The sequence below is a fragment of the Kordiimonas lipolytica genome (assembly GCF_001550065.1).
The window spans coordinates 15,692-30,403 of record NZ_LRUB01000002.1 but is presented as its reverse complement, the minus strand read 5'-3'; the positions used below and the strand labels follow the sequence as shown (position 1 = coordinate 30,403).

Annotated in this window: 16 protein-coding genes and 1 tRNA gene; 9 read left to right on the top strand and 8 right to left on the bottom strand. The window is 56.3% G+C overall.

Annotated features, from left to right (window positions below; translation table 11 throughout):
* The first annotated feature begins 11 nt into the window (after positions 1-11).
* Together KORM41_RS00185 and KORM41_RS00180 are read left to right on the top strand one after the other, a co-directional pair.
* The gene (locus KORM41_RS00185; RefSeq protein WP_068143166.1) at positions 12-1,370 is read left to right on the top strand and encodes an ActS/PrrB/RegB family redox-sensitive histidine kinase; all 1,359 of its coding nucleotides are present in this window, start codon (positions 12-14) and stop codon (positions 1,368-1,370) included.
* Between the two features lie 4 nt (positions 1,371-1,374).
* A complete protein-coding gene (locus KORM41_RS00180) occupies positions 1,375-1,923 on the top strand; it encodes an ActR/PrrA/RegA family redox response regulator transcription factor (RefSeq protein WP_068143165.1) in 549 nt (182 codons plus the stop codon).
* Positions 1,924-1,965: 42 nt separating this feature from the next.
* Here the strand turns inward: KORM41_RS00180 and KORM41_RS00175 are convergent, their stop codons facing one another.
* Together KORM41_RS00175 and KORM41_RS00170 are read right to left on the bottom strand one after the other, a co-directional pair.
* Positions 1,966-3,291 (bottom strand): hypothetical protein, encoded by a 1,326-nt coding sequence (locus KORM41_RS00175; RefSeq protein ID WP_156431834.1) that lies wholly within the window; start codon positions 3,289-3,291, stop codon positions 1,966-1,968.
* Positions 3,292-3,351: 60 nt separating this feature from the next.
* The gene (locus tag KORM41_RS00170) at positions 3,352-4,041 is read right to left on the bottom strand and encodes a transglutaminase-like cysteine peptidase (protein ID WP_068143161.1); all 690 of its coding nucleotides are present in this window, start codon (positions 4,039-4,041) and stop codon (positions 3,352-3,354) included.
* Positions 4,042-4,254: 213 nt separating this feature from the next.
* Between KORM41_RS00170 and KORM41_RS00165 the strand changes: the two genes are divergently transcribed.
* On the top strand, positions 4,255-6,327 hold the full coding sequence (locus KORM41_RS00165; protein WP_068143160.1) for an HD-GYP domain-containing protein: 2,073 nt from the start codon (positions 4,255-4,257) through the stop codon (positions 6,325-6,327).
* A gap of 3 nt (positions 6,328-6,330) precedes the next feature.
* Here the strand turns inward: KORM41_RS00165 and KORM41_RS00160 are convergent, their stop codons facing one another.
* Together KORM41_RS00160 and KORM41_RS00155 are read right to left on the bottom strand one after the other, a co-directional pair.
* Positions 6,331-6,813, bottom strand: coding sequence for an MmcB family DNA repair protein (locus KORM41_RS00160; RefSeq protein ID WP_068143158.1), 483 nt, complete (start codon positions 6,811-6,813; stop codon positions 6,331-6,333).
* Between the two features lie 100 nt (positions 6,814-6,913).
* On the bottom strand, positions 6,914-7,306 hold the full coding sequence (locus KORM41_RS00155) for a hypothetical protein (protein ID WP_068143156.1): 393 nt from the start codon (positions 7,304-7,306) through the stop codon (positions 6,914-6,916).
* A gap of 177 nt (positions 7,307-7,483) precedes the next feature.
* On the opposite strand from KORM41_RS00155, the gene KORM41_RS00150 reads away from it, so the two are divergent.
* The 3 genes from KORM41_RS00150 (at position 7,484) to KORM41_RS00140 (ending at position 8,741) form a co-directional block, all read left to right on the top strand.
* Entirely contained in the window at positions 7,484-7,699 is a 216-nt protein-coding gene (locus KORM41_RS00150) for a DUF3126 family protein (RefSeq protein ID WP_068143154.1), read from the top strand.
* A gap of 133 nt (positions 7,700-7,832) precedes the next feature.
* Positions 7,833-8,072, top strand: coding sequence for a hypothetical protein (locus KORM41_RS00145; RefSeq protein ID WP_068143151.1), 240 nt, complete (start codon positions 7,833-7,835; stop codon positions 8,070-8,072).
* A gap of 78 nt (positions 8,073-8,150) precedes the next feature.
* A complete protein-coding gene (locus KORM41_RS00140) occupies positions 8,151-8,741 on the top strand; it encodes a GNAT family N-acetyltransferase (protein ID WP_068143150.1) in 591 nt (196 codons plus the stop codon).
* 35 nt (positions 8,742-8,776) lie between these two features.
* On the opposite strand, the gene KORM41_RS00135 is transcribed toward KORM41_RS00140, so the two are convergent.
* Both KORM41_RS00135 and KORM41_RS00130 read right to left on the bottom strand, forming a co-directional pair.
* Complete coding sequence (locus tag KORM41_RS00135; protein ID WP_068143148.1) at positions 8,777-10,342, bottom strand: PAS domain-containing sensor histidine kinase; 1,566 nt, start codon at positions 10,340-10,342, stop codon at positions 8,777-8,779.
* A 277-nt stretch (positions 10,343-10,619) separates the two neighbouring features.
* Positions 10,620-10,696 (bottom strand) — tRNA-Arg (locus KORM41_RS00130).
* Between the two features lie 159 nt (positions 10,697-10,855).
* On the opposite strand from KORM41_RS00130, the gene KORM41_RS00125 reads away from it, so the two are divergent.
* Positions 10,856-11,398, top strand: coding sequence for a hypothetical protein (locus KORM41_RS00125; RefSeq protein WP_068143146.1), 543 nt, complete (start codon positions 10,856-10,858; stop codon positions 11,396-11,398).
* Here KORM41_RS00125 and KORM41_RS00120 read toward each other — a convergent pair.
* The gene (locus KORM41_RS00120; protein WP_068143145.1) at positions 11,395-12,285 is read right to left on the bottom strand and encodes a P1 family peptidase; all 891 of its coding nucleotides are present in this window, start codon (positions 12,283-12,285) and stop codon (positions 11,395-11,397) included. The genes KORM41_RS00125 and KORM41_RS00120 overlap by 4 nt on opposite strands.
* 43 nt (positions 12,286-12,328) lie before the next feature.
* Positions 12,329-13,723, bottom strand: coding sequence for a sensor histidine kinase (locus KORM41_RS00115; RefSeq protein ID WP_082719626.1), 1,395 nt, complete (start codon positions 13,721-13,723; stop codon positions 12,329-12,331).
* 313 nt (positions 13,724-14,036) lie between these two features.
* Here KORM41_RS00115 and rpmH point away from each other — a divergent pair, with 313 nt between their 5' ends.
* Both rpmH and rnpA read left to right on the top strand, forming a co-directional pair.
* Positions 14,037-14,171, top strand: coding sequence for a 50S ribosomal protein L34 (gene rpmH / locus KORM41_RS21465; protein WP_074519531.1), 135 nt, complete (start codon positions 14,037-14,039; stop codon positions 14,169-14,171).
* 110 nt (positions 14,172-14,281) lie between these two features.
* Positions 14,282-14,698: a ribonuclease P protein component gene (gene rnpA / locus KORM41_RS00110; protein WP_068143143.1), complete on the top strand. Its 417-nt coding sequence runs from the start codon at positions 14,282-14,284 to the stop codon at positions 14,696-14,698.
* The last annotated feature ends 14 nt before the right edge of the window (positions 14,699-14,712 follow it).

Below are 14,712 nucleotides of genomic sequence, written 5' to 3'. Positions count from 1 at the left end.
ACGCAGGCCTGATGCCGAACCAGCTTTATACAAACGACAGCGACCTGCTGCAGGTTAACCCGGACCTGGGCCAAGACGGCGGCGTTCGGTTGGGCACGCTTGTGCTCATTCGTTGGATGGCCGTGGCAGGGCAATTGCTTGCGCTGGCAGTCGTCGGTTGGGGCCTGAATTTCGATGTCCGCCCGGAGATTACTATACCGATCGTGCTGACGTCGGCGGCGCTCAATCTGTGGTTCACCCTCAAGGGTGATCCTAACAGGCGCCTGGGCGATAACCAGGCTGCCGCTCACCTGGCGTTTGATCTGATTCACCTGTTCGCACTTGTGTTCGCAACCGGCGGGCTGAACAATCCATTTGCTGTCCTTCTGCTTGCTCCAACGAGCGTATCGGCCTCCATCCTGGGGCAACACAGCACCAAATTCCTGATCGCACTGTCGCTCATTCTTGTATCTGCGCTGGCGCTGACGCCCTTCCCCCTGCCCTGGTCCGGGCCGCCGCCGGAGTTGCCCATCACGCTTGAGGCCGGGGTTTGGGTCAGCCTGTGTTTCACGCTTGTTTTCCTTGCGCTCTATATGGCACGGGTGGGACGCGAGGGCCGAAGCCGCGCGCGCGCGCTTGCCGTGACGCAGATTGCACTGGAGCGCGAACAGCGCCTGGCTGCCCTTGGCACGCTTGCTGCCGCCGCAGCGCATGAACTAGGCACTCCTCTTGGGACCATCATGCTGGCATCCAAAGAGCTCCTTGATCATTGGGATGGTGACGAACAAACCCGTGTAGACCTGGAACTTATCGTTTCGGAAACGAAACGATGCAGGGATATTCTTTCAGAACTCCGGAAACACCGGCAGGCGGGGGATGACCAGCATTTCGTAACAGTGGACCTTGAAGCCATGCTGCGCGAAGCTGCAGCCCCCCACGAAAGCCGCGGTGTCATCATTCGGTATGCCACCGGGGGCGACAGCCCGCTCAAGGTCATGCGCACACCTGAGTTGATCCATGCGCTGAGGAATATCATTGAAAATGCCAGCGGCTTTGCACGCACTGCAGTGCAGATCAGTGCGGGCTGGGACGAAAAGATCGTATCGGTTTCAATCTCGGATGACGGACCGGGTTTCGACCCGCAAATCATCAAGCGCCTTGGCGAACCCTATGTCACGACACGCCAACCTACACCCGGCAAGGATGGCGGTCTGGGGCTTGGACTGTTCATCGCAAAGACGCTGCTGGAGCGCACTGGCGCCAAGGTCACTTTCGAGAATGCCGCGATGGGCGGCGCGCAAATTCTTATCGAATGGCCCCGGAGCGCACTTGAAGAAGCAACGCCCCATGGGGTACAAGCGGGTCAACCGACGACCCCGGAACAGGAATAAAAGAATGGCGGATGAACCAACCGATGAAGGCGAAATGCGCCTGCTTGTAGTGGAAGACGACAAGGCCTTTCGGGGCCGACTGACCCTTTCGATGGAACGCCGGGGCTTTAATGTTTTCGCGGCGGAAGGTATCGAGGAAGGCGCCCAACTGGCGGCTCAGCACAAGCCTGAGTATGCCGTTATCGACATGCGCCTGGAAGATGGCAACGGCCTGGACCTGGTGCCAACGCTTCGCCAGATCAATCCTGACATGCGGGTTGTGATTCTGACTGGCTACGGCAATATCGCGAGCGCGGTTGCTGCAGTGAAGGCAGGCGCTGTTGACTATCTGTCCAAACCCGCAGATCCGGACCAGATTGCAGGCACCCTGCTGACACCGGAAGGGCAGACGCCACCACCACCGGAAAACCCCATGTCAGCCGATCGGGTGAAATGGGAGCATATCCAGCGGGTCTATGAACTGTGCGACCGCAATGTATCTGAGACGGCACGTCGGCTGAACATGCACCGGCGTACGCTGCAGCGCATCCTTGCTAAACGGTCACCACAATAGGTGGCCGGGCAGTTCCACAACGAATTCCGATTATACTGAGGCTTAGGCAAGCTCGTCTGGTTGAAGCTCCACCAGCGGTGCAACCGCCTGTCCCTGGAACAGCGTGATACCCATCAGGTGCCCAAGATCAATGTCCGCCGGTTCGTGGCAGGCATCCAGGATAACCCGTGCCTGGCCCACGCGGTCCACCTTGCGGTGAATGGCGGTTTCGGTCTCTTCCGTCAGCCATTTACCCACCGGGCCTTCGGGCTTCACCAGCTTCACGAACGTGCCATTCAGCTTGTCATACTCGATAGCCAGGAACGAAAGCGGGTGCAGGTCTGCGATGGAGATCCTGTAGCCAAGCCCAAGCACCTTTTCGCTTGCGGCACTATAGACAACCGGGTTGGCGATGATATCCACTGCGCCGAACTCCAGCACTACCTTGGACCTCGGCGCCCCACCGATAGAACTGTCGAACAGGTCAAACGAATCAGACAAGACAGCCGCTGAGGTCACGCGGATACTGGAAGCCAAAGAGTCTTCATTGGCCATCGACGGTGTCGAAGCCAGCACGCGCTTGGCGATATAATCCTCTAGATAGCCATCCAGCCAGCGGTTCGAACCTAGCACACGCCCCTTTAGCAGGACTTCATACAAAAGATGCCGCGGGATCCATTTATGCACCAGAACGGGCATCATCTCGCCCTCACCGATGATGGCCATGACATGCTGTTTCCTGAGCTGCCCAGCGACATCGGCACCCTGCAGCGCCTTCGTGATAGCCAACAGCAATTCCGGGTCCAGCTCGCGGTCTTCGAATGTGTGGGCCGGCGCGTCAATGGGCATCATCCGCACATAGCGGGCGGGCGGCTTCATCGGCGGGCCTTCGGAAGACTGAGGCTTTTTTATTTCAAGTTTCTTGCCTGGCGGGGCCTTGATGGCTTCTTCAAGATCGTCGCGGAAGGCAGCTCCGGCCTCCAGCGCGGTAGACAGGCGCTCGACATAAGTCTTGAAGCCTTCATAGTCCTTTTCCAGGTCGAACCAGGTTACAAAATCATCGCTGGCGCCTTGCACAGGGTCGAGGCGCGCCACGACGGCTGATTTCTTGAGCTTGCGGCGGATATTGTTCAGAGGCGGGTCGATATCATCGACAGAAGCCTCTTTGACAACAAGAACGATATCGGCATTCGGCAGCGAAAAGATGGTCGCGCCAAACTTGGTAACAAGCCCCCTGAGGGCAGAGGCGGCAAACAGACGGTAGTGTTCCTGCCGGAACTCGCGTTCGAGTGCAGACATTTTGACATGCACAGCCCGCCGCCCTTCAGCGTGCCGCCGAAGGCCACGGACATAGTCTACCATCCGTTCGAGTGTTTTGTTTTTGCTCACCTTGTTGCAACCTAGAAAATGCGCCGCTGTCTGACGCAATTGAACAGAAAAAACATTAATTTAGCGTGAAAACCGCTTCACCTGATGCAACCACCAGCCGTTTTCGTTGATCGAATATACCGGCCGGTAGTGCAGAATCTGGCCGTGCGGCATAACCGCATCAATCTGGTTATCAAGAATATAACTTTCCCCCTCGCTCTCGACGGCCAGAACCGCATGAGCCGTACGCAAATTTTCATCCTGCAAAATCACCAGCCGCATCGCCTCTATCGGAACGCCAAGGCGCTTGAGCGTAATGTATTTGCTGATTGCATAGTCTTCGCAATCACCGTCCTTGAGGAAAAATTCATCGGGCGTGGCCCAATAATCCGGAATCCCCCAATTCACCGGATCGACGATGTAAGGGGATTTATTCATATATTCGTTAACAGCTTCTAAAAGATCAAATCCGCTGGAATTTGCATGATCGGCAATGAACTTTTCCCAAGCGTCACGACCACACTGAATACGGGCCAGCCCCCGGCAGGGTGCCCCTTCCGGTTGGGCGGACGGGGTTTCCGCAGTCGCATGAGGGAGATTGTGACGCCGCCACATCTCGGTCCATTTGTCAAAGGACTTCATGTTAGTGGAATGGATTTCGCGACTGCCGAACAAACCGCTCATGACAATTTTTTTTGGTGCCCCAAAAGTAGGCAGGCTGAACCCGACCAAAAGAGCCAAAATTGCCAATATCCTTGCAAATACAGTCATATAACCTTTTTCATGCCTTCATAGGATGCACACATACCCCGCATGCTGTGCGCCGCAAAACCATTTGAGATCGGACGCATTCTGCTTCAACATAGTGTCCGGGGTAAGGGACGCCAAGCCTAATGGCAATGTCTCACCATAATTTTAACGAACCCGACTTTTCGGGCAAAACCTGAGGCCGCGCTTTCGCGGCCTGAACCGCAGGGGGACCATATGGCGCGCGCCAAAGAGTCAGATAGATCAGAATCAGGCAAATCCATTCTGGCGGCCGGTACCGGCATTTTGGCCGTTGCGGCCGTGGGCTTCTTTTTGATCTTCCAGTTCGCGCAGTCGCAGGCTGAACAGAACCTGACACGCTGGCACGACCGGCTGAATCTGGTGGCTGACAGCCGGGCTCTCGAAGTGGCCAAATGGCTGAACCGTCATATCGCAAGCGTTGAAGAACTGGCCGCCGACGCCACTGTCCAGCTTTATGCCAACCAGTCCACAAGCGGCGACAGTGGCTTCGCCGAAGGCCAGCGCGGTTATGTGTTTGCCCTTCTTTCCGCTGCGGCTGAACGCGAAGGCTTCCATGAGCAGCGCGCCATTGACCAGGTTGCAGCCAACGTCAAACGACCGCAGCGTGCGGGCCTGGCCATCATCAAAGGCGACGGCACGCCGCTTGTTGCCACCACCGGCATGCCGGCACTCCGCCCCGGCGAATGGCCAGCGGATGCGCGCGGCTCCTTTATCGCCCTGGGACCTCGGCTGGAAGACAAAACCCCGCTTGTGCTTTTTGGCGCCCGAATCACCGGCGAAGGCATGACAGCCGCAACCGCGCAGGACATCTGGGTGGTCGGCGCGCGCCCGCTGAATGAAGATTTCCTCAAGACGCTGGAACAGCCAGGTGCTGCCAGCAAGACGGGCGAAACCTACCTGGTGATGCCCCAGGACGGTGACATCATCGTGCCATTGACACCTCTTGCAAAGGGGGGCCGAATCGGTGACCCGCGGGTGGACATGGCTGCGGCCTTTGCTGCCCGCCAACCCCGTGGCTTCGCCTCACTCACCAATTATGCCGATACTGAAGTACTAGTTACAGGACGTGAACTTTCTGCACCTGTGCCGTGGGTTCTGGTGCGCACCATCAATGCAGACGAGGCCATGGCGGAAATCATTGAACGCCGTAACAGCCTGATGATTACACTGTCACTCGCCGCGCTCTTTGTTCTGGCGGCTCTCGTGATGGTCTGGCGGCACGGCGTGTCGCGGCGCCTTGAAACCGCCTGGCGGGAACAAGCTGCTTTATCGGCCAAAAATGAGGCCCTTAGCCGTTTCCTTCAGTCGGTCAGCGACAATCAACCCACTGCCATTGCCGCTCTGGGCGACGATATGACGGTGCAGTTTGCCAACAAGCATCTTGGCAATGTCACGGGTCTGCCGGTTGCGGAGCTGAACAACCGCCGGCTTGATACAGCCTTCCCAAGCGAGATTGCCGACAAGCTTCGCGCAGCACTTGATAAGGCCGTGGCAGGTGAGGCTACAAGCCAGCATCTGCGCATTCAAAAGGATGGTGCGGAGCAGATTTTCCAGACACAGCTTCTGCCCCTGAAAGCGGAAGGCGACAAGGAAGCTGCAGCGCTTCTGGTGATGCAAGACATCTCAGACCTTGTGGCCGCAAAGGAACAGTCAGAAACGCTCTTCAAACAGCTTGTCAGCACCCTGACGCAGATCATTGATGCCCGCGACCCATGGAGCAAACACCATTCTGACCGGGTCGCTGACGTGGCCCATACGGTTGCCCGGGAAATGGGTTGGGATAATGACGCGCTTGAAAGCGTGCGCATTGCCGGACAGCTGGTGAACCTTGGCAAGATTTTCGTGCCCACTGCGATTCTGACCAAGCAAACGCCGCTTACCGAAGAAGAACTGGCGCTGGTGCGCGACAGTATGCAGAAAGGCGCCACGCTGGTGGCAGGCCTTGATTTCAAGGGTCCTGTCGCAGCGATCCTTGGCCAGATGCGCGAGCATTGGGACGGCAGTGGCGAACCGGAAGGCAAGGCAGGCGATGCGATCGAGCCCGGTGCCCGCGTCCTCAGCGTCGCCAACGCCTTTGTCGGCATGGTTTCCGCCCGGGCACACCGCACAGGCCTCGGCTTCGACAAAGCGCTCGACATCCTGAACGGGGATGCTGGGACACGCTATGAACGGCGTACGGTCGCTGCCCTTCAGAATGTGCTTGAAAACAAAGGCGGGCGCGAGCGCTGGGAAAGCTACACCACCGTTCTGGAAACTGACGCCAAATAGGGTTCAGGGCCGACCAATCATCTGTGAAGACAGGCGCTGGGCCCCGGCCCGCGCCATCCTGAGCGTCAGTGTTTTGCGGCGGGCAGCGTTCACCGGTCGCACTGCGGCAGGTCGTAGGATATCCGCGCCATAAGAATCAGCCACAATCACACCGACTGTCTCGGGCAAGCTATCTGATTCGTCAAACAGCTCGCGGGGAAATGATGCGTCCACCGCGAAATAAAACTCCTCGCAATAGTCGAGATACTCTGTCCATTTCCTGTCAGCACGGTAATCGGCAACAGACGATTTCACCTCAACGATCACTGCCTTGCCACGCCGGTCAAGTGCCAGCACATCAACGCGGCGACCATTGGTGAGCGGTATTTCTGTCATCGGTGCGAAGCCGAGGTCCATGAAAAACCGCAAGACACCCCGGGTAACCGAATCGGTCACAACAGGGCGCACGGCGTCAGTAGAACAGGGTGTGGTCGCGATATCCTCCATCACAATCCTCCAGGCTGACAGCATGAAAGCCTAAGGATGGCGGAACCTGCGGGCACACGCAACCATAAAGAACAAAAAGTGAACAAATGTGGAATCAGCCTTAGGATTCTTCAGCGATAATGGCCGAAAGGCGGCTTTCCAGCGCGGCGCCTTTTTCCCCGCCATCACCCTTGATCTTGTTGGCGAGAATCACCTCAAACGCACGCACATGAGCATCGACAACGCGGCGGCTCAGTTCGCCTTCAAGCTTTTTGATATAGACACACAGGGACGTACCGATGGCCGTCATTAACTGGTAATCGAAACTGCTGCCCATGCCTTTGATGTTGTGCGACAGGTCATACAAACGGCTAGAGGCATCACTTTCGCGGCTTTCATGCTCGGGCAGACCATCGACGATCTCACGCATTTCCACCACGGCATTGCCGGTCCACTCCAGGAACTGGCCTACCAACTCTTCGTCGTTTGCGTATGAAAACTGATCGTCCGTCACTGGGATTCGCCCTTAACTTGTTTTCGACCCCTATAAAGCTATCTAACTAGCAAACATTAACAAGCGATAAAACGCCCAACTGGTGCCAGAGTGCTTTTATTCATGGTTTTCCTTGCAATGTAGGGGGAGCCTTCGATAAACCAAGGCAACGACTAATCTGGACCGAGGAGCAATAGGGTGACACCGAACGAGATCGCACGGCTGCAGGCCTACCTGCAGGGAAAATTCAATAACAATATGATCAAGCTGGTGCGCCGCCCCAAGGCTGGGGATTCGGTAGAGATGATGTTGGGTGATGAATTCATCGGCGTGATATACAAAGACGACGATGAAGGCGAGGTGTCCTATTCGATGAATGTCTGCGTTCTTGAGGAAGACCTGCCGAAGCTATAGGTTATCCACCCAAAGAGAACCGTGATTGAGCCGGCCCCAAATGGCCGGCTTTTTTGTGGCGTCTGAATTTTGCAGCTTGCCACAGGAAGCCCGCCGGGCATACCTTGTGCCCAACAGTTCTAGGGGAGACTTCATGCTGTATCTGATCGCCTTGATTATTCCGCCGCTTGCCCTGTTGCTGGCAGGCAAGCCCTTTCAGGCCATCCTGAGTGCCGTTATCTGGATTTTGGCCTGGATCCTGGCCATCTTTGGCGCCGGGTTCATCATGTGGCTTATCCTGGCTGTGTGGGCGATCATGGTGGTGCGGGACCGTAATACACGCCGTATGATGGAAGATATCAGGTCTGATGACATCAAGGATCGGTTCCAGTAGGCGCCAGAGCATTGACTTGCCTTGATCCTCTTTTGCTCCAATTAAAGTGAAACTGTTTCATTTTTTGGAGAAGGCACTTTGTCCAACCTTTGTCGCCCCCTCGGCCGCAATGAACATGACCTGATCGGGTCCGTTGTGGCCAAATCCTTCGCGGACGACCCCGTAAACCTTTGGGCCTTCAACGGCGCAGCGGCGATGCGCCCCGCCTTCACCGCCATGGCAAAACATTGTTATCTGAAACGCGGATTCGGGCACATCACAAACGATGGGCTGGCCGGAACGCTCTGGCTGCCGCCCAAGGACAACAAGAGCTATGGCTTCCTGGGCAATCTGGCCCTGGCGACAGTAATTCTGAAATACAGCGGCCCAACTGCCCTGAAGCGGGGTATGGCGCTTGATCGGGTCCTCACCGACAAGCACCCGAAGAAGCCGCACTTTTACTTGTTCGCTATCGCGGTAGACCCAGAACTCCAGGGACAGGGGGTGGGCAGCCGGTTGATGAAACAGGCGCTGGCGCAGGTCGATGCCGCGCACATGCCGGCATTCCTTGAGAATTCCAAACCTCGCAACACCCCCTTTTATGAGCGTCACGGTTTTCGTGTAACGGAAGAAATTGTACCAGCACCGGGCTGTCCACCCATGTGGCTGATGTGGCGCGAAGCCCGTTAGTCAGGCGGGCCTCTCCAGCTTGTTACCGGGGCGGGCTAGAGGTTGATGGTTCTCTCCGGCGGGAAATTAAGCTGCACTTTCATACCTTTGCCCGGAGCCGTTTCAATGGCCATCGTGGCATCATGGAGACTGAGGTAAGCCTTCGTGAGGGTCAGCCCTAGCCCCAGCCCCCCTTCAAAAGTTCTTGTAAGAGCAGACTCCGCCCGATTGAAACGCCCCAGGATAGTTTCCACCTGCTCCTGCTCCATACCAGGGCCGTTGTCGGCCACCTCGATCTGAATACCGTTATCTTCACGCAACCGAACGCGAACAGTGATCACACTGCCATGCGGGCAAAACTTGGCGCTGTTGCCCATGAGGTTCAACAGCATCTGTTTGATACGCAGTTCATCACCGTCAAGTCGGAAGGGAAGGTCCAGATCGAAATCGTAAATGATTGCGATGCCTTTTTCGAGGGCGCGTGAATTCAGGATAGCCTGAACTGTCTGGACAACCTTGCCCAGGTCCACGTCTGCTTCCTTCAGTTCGACAATACCAAGATCAATGCGCGACACTTCCAAAATATCATCCACAAGATGGTGCAGGTGCGTTCCTGCTTCATGGATATAAGTTGCATATTCTGCGACAGATTGGGCATCCAGATTGTCCAATTGAGTGTCCTTCAACAAAGTTGAAAAACCGATAACGGCATTCAGCGGTGTCCGCAGCTCATGGCTCAGGTTTGCCAGAAATTCTGTTTTCGTGCGGCTTGCCTCGATTTCGCGCATCAGCGCATTCTCGGTTTTCTGCTTAAGCTGCTGAGCTTCGGTAATGTCCTGAACCGACCCGACCATCAATACTGGCTTGCTGCCTTCATCCACTTCTACCAGCCCCATTTCGCGGACGATGCGCACCTCACCACTGGGCAAAAAAATGCGGTGGATGATGTCATAACGCTCGGTTGGGTCATCAAGGGTGTTTTGCACAGCAGTTTCCACCTGCGCGCGGTCTTCCGGGTGAATGAATTCCAAAAAAGCCTCATAGGTCGGCTGGATGTCGCCCGGCTTTAGACCAAAAATGGTATAAACCTCATCAGACCAGAATAATTCGCCTGACGCTATGTCCCAGTCCCAACTGCCCACACCAGACAGTGCCTGAGCAAATGTGAAGCGCCGTTGTGCGCGTTTGAGCTGCGTGATGGTTTGAGTCAACAGAAGGTCATTGGCCCGGAGTTTGGAAAGCGCAATTTCCATCTCGGTGTAATCAGTCAGCACAACCCCTACAAACTTTTGCCCCAGCGAGGTCTGCTTAGCCAGCGAAATACCAACTTGGCGCCGTTCGCCGTCTTTGGTGATCAGGTCGATGCCGCGGCGAGCGCCCATCAGATGTTTGGAAGGACCGCTTTCCATATGGTTTTTGAACAGGCCCTTGTGGCTGGGCAGGCTTTCTTTCGGCACGAGCATCTCATAGCTTGCACCAATCAGTTCCTGTATCTCATATCCCGTCAAATGTGTTGCGCCCGCATTTGCAAACACGATTTCCCCGTTTTCGTCCACCAACAGAGCGGCATCGTTTGCAATGCCAACGAGGTCTGAAATCAAAGATACGAAATCTTTAACCATAAAATCCTTGTGCCTATCATCTCAGTGATGCCTGCACCACCTCCCCACAATCGATAGAATTTGACCTTAGCTAAAAATGGTTAACAAGACACCCCCTATTGATCAGCGCGCCCGCAAAAATGCCTTTGGTCAGGTAGATTTTCTTAAGGAACATCAAAAGGCTGACTGCTACGCCATAAAAAAACCGCCTAGGCGGCGGTTGTTTTTGAGTGGTGCCCAGATGGGATAGAAATTGGTACGCCATAAAAAAACCGCCTAGGCGGCGGTTGTTTTTGAGTGGCGCACCGGGGAGGATTCGAACCCCCGGCCCCCAGATTCGTAGTCTGGTGCTCTATCCAGCTGAGCTACCGGTGCATGCCATCAAATTGTAGACCACAAGGGCTTGCCCTCGTGGTGTGCGGCGGAACCTAATCAGATTGCATTTATATTGCAAGAGGGAAATCGCTTTTTCTTGTTTCCGCCACATTTCAGAGATAGGTTAAAACCCTCAAATCCCCATAATATAAGGCTTTTATGGTGAAAATTAGCGCGAAATTTGTCCCGATTTTTAGTGCCATTCTGCTGCTTTCGGCCTGTTCGGGCGGAAAAGGTGACTGGCCGAATCTTTCCGACCCGGTGCCGGACCCATCGGAAAGGGAGCGCGAAATTGTCCGGTCGGAAATCCCACCGGCAATTCCCAACAGCAAGCCTCAACCACCTGTTCGTCCAGCACTAAGCGGGGGCGTAGCACCCGCGCCTGCATCCGACCCCATACCAGGCACAGAAAAGGATGCGTCTGATCTTTTGCTGAAAATCAAGGAAGCGCTCAGGGACGAAACACTGGCATACCGTAAGGCCAAGGCCAAAATCGCCGAGGCAGAAGAAGGCGACGCTCAGCAGGATGCCTGGTTCTCGGCCCAGCTGGCGCTTACACGCCTTAGCCGGACCGCCAGCCGCCTTGATACCTTGCTAGCGCTTGACATGCCACGCATTGTAGCCGAGGCCAGTGCAGAAACCGAGATCATGGAGCGATTCGTCGTTGGTGAGCGGCAGAAACTTTTTGAAGCCAAGCCTTAAGCCACCGCTTTCTCCACAGCGCGGGCCAGACAGTCTGCCGCCAGTGTGCCCAGAACCGCCATTGTCGGCGCCAGATCCCCATCCAGCGGTTTCGACGCTGTAGATAGCGCGAATACCGTATCGCCATCAAACGGTGTATGAATCGGCCGGATTGATCGCGCCAAACCGTCTTGCGCCATCATCGCTAGCCGCTTGCATCCCGCCTTGTCGAGCGCAAGATTCGTTGCGATCACAGCAATGGTGGTATTGGCGCCAACGAACCCGAGTTTCGGCAGACTAACATCGCCAAGGGTGACGCCTGACTCATTCATTACGGAACCGAAACTGTTTACAGCGACTATGGCGCCCACCTTCAGACCGTCTTCTGTTTCAAAGCTTGCAGTGCCGATGCCGCCAGCCTTTGCCCCAGCCCGCGCGCCAAAGCCCGCGCCGGCCCGGCCCTGATCCACATCTTCCGAAAGCGCCAGGACCACCTGCTCGCCCAAGGCCCGGTAGGGCGCATCCATGCCCCAATCCTTGTCGCCACCATTCATCAGGTCAAAAAGGATCGCCGACGGCACAACCGGCACTGTGCGCGGCCCCAGAGGCAGGCCAATGCCTTTTTCTGACAAAGCGGCGATCACGCCGTCCGCTGCTGCAAGGCCAAATACAGAGCCACCCGAAAGCACCACCCCGTGTACGCGGTCCACCAGACAGGTGGGGTCGAGCGCATCTGTATCGCGTGTACCCGGACCACCACCACGTACATCTACCCCCATGGCAACAGGCGCATCGGGGATAACGGCCGTCACGCCGGTCACCGCTTTTTCACAAGCCACCTGACCGACCTTGAGTCCGCCAATATCTGTGATCGAATCGCGCAGCCCTGGTTTGGCGATGATGCGCATGGTGTCTCTCCCCAGCTGCTCCGGCATACGATACGGGAGCGTATCAGTTTTCCTCACCCGGCAGGCAGATCATGAATGTCGTGCCGTCAGGCCCGGTTTCCGCCAGCCCGATTTGCCCGCCGTGGGACAAGACAATGTCCCGGGCTGTCGCCAGGCCAAGGCCTGTGCCTCCCGCGCGGCTGGACTGGAACGCCTTGAAGAGCGTTGGTCGAATAGCCTCAGGAATGCCCGGCCCCTTGTCCGTCACCTTGATATGGACCGTGCCGTCCTTGTCTTTCTTTGCACCCACCAAAATGGTGCCCGTCTCACCCTGCACGTCATGCGCATTGCGGCACAGATTGAGAAGAACGCGGTGCAACTGCTCCGCATCCGCGTAAACCATCATTTCTTCATCTATGTCGCAGACGAAATCGAACTTGCTGTCTTCATCAAGACCAAGAGACAAGACTACATCGTCCACCAGTTCGCCCAGCGGCGTCCAAGCCTTCTCCGGCACCGGATCATCTGCTTTGCCGTGGCGGATCGTGCTTTCGCAAAGGGCCACAGCCCGGCTGACGCTGTTCACAAGCCTGCGGGAAATCTTCTGCACGCCCGGGTGGTCCACCCGCTGGAGCGAATCGGACGCGAGCTGCGCCGTCGCCAAAATGTTCCTGAGATCATGATTGATCTTGGCCACCGCTTCACCAAGCGACGCCAGATTGGATTTCTGCTTCAGGTTTAGCCTGAGCTCTTCCTGCATGCGCGCAAGCTCACGCTCTACAAGGCCGATTTCATCAGGCCGCCTGTTTTGCTTTATCTTCGCAGGGACGGCTTCTGGCTTGCGCCGGAAAGCAACAATGCGGTCCTTCAGGCGGCGCATGGGCCGCACCAGAAGCCAATGCAGCGCCAGATAGACAAGGATGCCGGTAAAGAGCGACGTAATCAGCGACAAGACCAGCACATTATTGGAATAATTCTTGAGCGCCGCATAAAGCCCCGATTCGTCCATCGTGATTTCAAGCATTCGCGTTCCGGGCACCATGGGGTCACCCACAACCCTGATAACACGGTTGCCGCCCATCTCTAGCGTGCCGAAGGCATCGGTAATGAGCGTCCCCAGTGACGGGTTTCTGAGGTCAAACGTAGCCTGCACCTCTTCGGGCATGACGTCATAGCCGAGGAGCAAGCTCTTGTCCTCGCGCCGCATTATAAGGGCGATCACGCCGGACTGGCTCAGGAGACGCTGTTCAAGCTCGGGGCTCACCATATTGCCGGGGGCGGCCTCAAGGGCCAGCGCCGCAATCTGGGCGTTTTCGAGCCGTGTCTCAAGATAATCCTGCCGGAAGGACGCGATTGATGTTGGATAAATAAGGGCCGATATCACCATCACAAAAAGGAAGGTGAGGATCAATAGGCGCGACCTGAGGCTGGATGTCAGCGGTTTATAATGCTCGGGCATAACCTGTTATGAATCTCATCCGGCGAGGAAATGCAAGTAAACTAATTGGCGTATAATAGCACTTTTTCCATCCAGTCCAGCGCCGATTCGCCGCACCACCAGACCCGGCGCTCGGAAATAAAAGCCTGGAAACGGCGGAAGTCCTTAATTTATGGGCAAAACCGGCGAAAATATGGTAGAAGGCTAGCCGGAAATGGAAAAGCGCGAGATGGGTTGTTGACTTAGGCAATTCTGGCGGTTATACAGCGCGCTCGAAATTGGACGCCGGGCCGTGGGAAACCGCAGAGCAAGGCGATTAACTGGAGTAAGTCAAGTGAAACGGACCTTTCAACCGAGTGTGCTGGTGCGTAAACGCCGTCACGGTTTCCGTGCTCGCAAAGCAACTGTAGGTGGCCGTGCTGTGCTTCGCGCACGCCGTGCTAAAGGCCGGAAGCGCCTGTCGGCGTAAAGGTCTGGGCGCCCCCTTGGGGCACCTCTATCACACACGATGAGAGCTGACCGAGAGATATCCGGTCGGCTTTTGTTGTTTTTGGGCTCTAGCTCACGGGCATCGGCATCATGACCGAACAGGCTTTAAAACTTGCGCGCATCACCAAACGGCCAGACTATCTGGCCGTGGCAAACACCCGCCGCAAGTGGGTGACCCCAAGCTTTATTCTGCAGGCCAAACCAGGTGAAGGTGATTCGCCCCCACGCGCCGGTTTTACCGTATCCAAGAAGGTCGGCAAGGCCGTGATCCGCTCTCGGGCTCGCAGAAGGCTGAAAGAAGCCTGCCGCGCTATTTTACCGCAATTCGGGCAAGCCGGGTGGACTTACGTGCTCGTCGGCCGCCCATGTTCCGTTGATTACGACTTCATGAAAATGCAGGCCGATATGAAATGGGCCCTTGCAAAACTGCATGCGGGTGCCGATCTAAGCCCAGGTAAACCACACGGTAAACCGCAGAAAACCAAGGCAGGCCGGGGAAAAACCTGATGGCAGACAAGGAA

Bases quoted from the DNA above. Each gene is read 5' to 3' on its own strand.
- rnpA (WP_068143143.1), top strand. From the start codon at position 14,282: ATGACCGAACAGGCTTTAAAACTTGCGCGCATCACCAAACGGCCAGAC.
- KORM41_RS00165 (WP_068143160.1), top strand. From the start codon at position 4,255: ATGGCGCGCGCCAAAGAGTCAGATAGATCAGAATCAGGCAAATCCATT.
- KORM41_RS00160 (WP_068143158.1), bottom strand. From the start codon at position 6,813: ATGGAGGATATCGCGACCACACCCTGTTCTACTGACGCCGTGCGCCCT.
- KORM41_RS00180 (WP_068143165.1), top strand. From the start codon at position 1,375: ATGGCGGATGAACCAACCGATGAAGGCGAAATGCGCCTGCTTGTAGTG.
- KORM41_RS00170 (WP_068143161.1), bottom strand. From the start codon at position 4,041: ATGACTGTATTTGCAAGGATATTGGCAATTTTGGCTCTTTTGGTCGGG.
- KORM41_RS00125 (WP_068143146.1), top strand. From the start codon at position 10,856: ATGGTGAAAATTAGCGCGAAATTTGTCCCGATTTTTAGTGCCATTCTG.
- KORM41_RS00120 (WP_068143145.1), bottom strand. From the start codon at position 12,285: ATGCGCATCATCGCCAAACCAGGGCTGCGCGATTCGATCACAGATATT.
- KORM41_RS00115 (WP_082719626.1), bottom strand. From the start codon at position 13,723: ATGCCCGAGCATTATAAACCGCTGACATCCAGCCTCAGGTCGCGCCTA.
- KORM41_RS00185 (WP_068143166.1), top strand. From the start codon at position 12: ATGCCGAACCAGCTTTATACAAACGACAGCGACCTGCTGCAGGTTAAC.
- KORM41_RS00145 (WP_068143151.1), top strand. From the start codon at position 7,833: ATGCTGTATCTGATCGCCTTGATTATTCCGCCGCTTGCCCTGTTGCTG.
- KORM41_RS00135 (WP_068143148.1), bottom strand. From the start codon at position 10,342: ATGGTTAAAGATTTCGTATCTTTGATTTCAGACCTCGTTGGCATTGCA.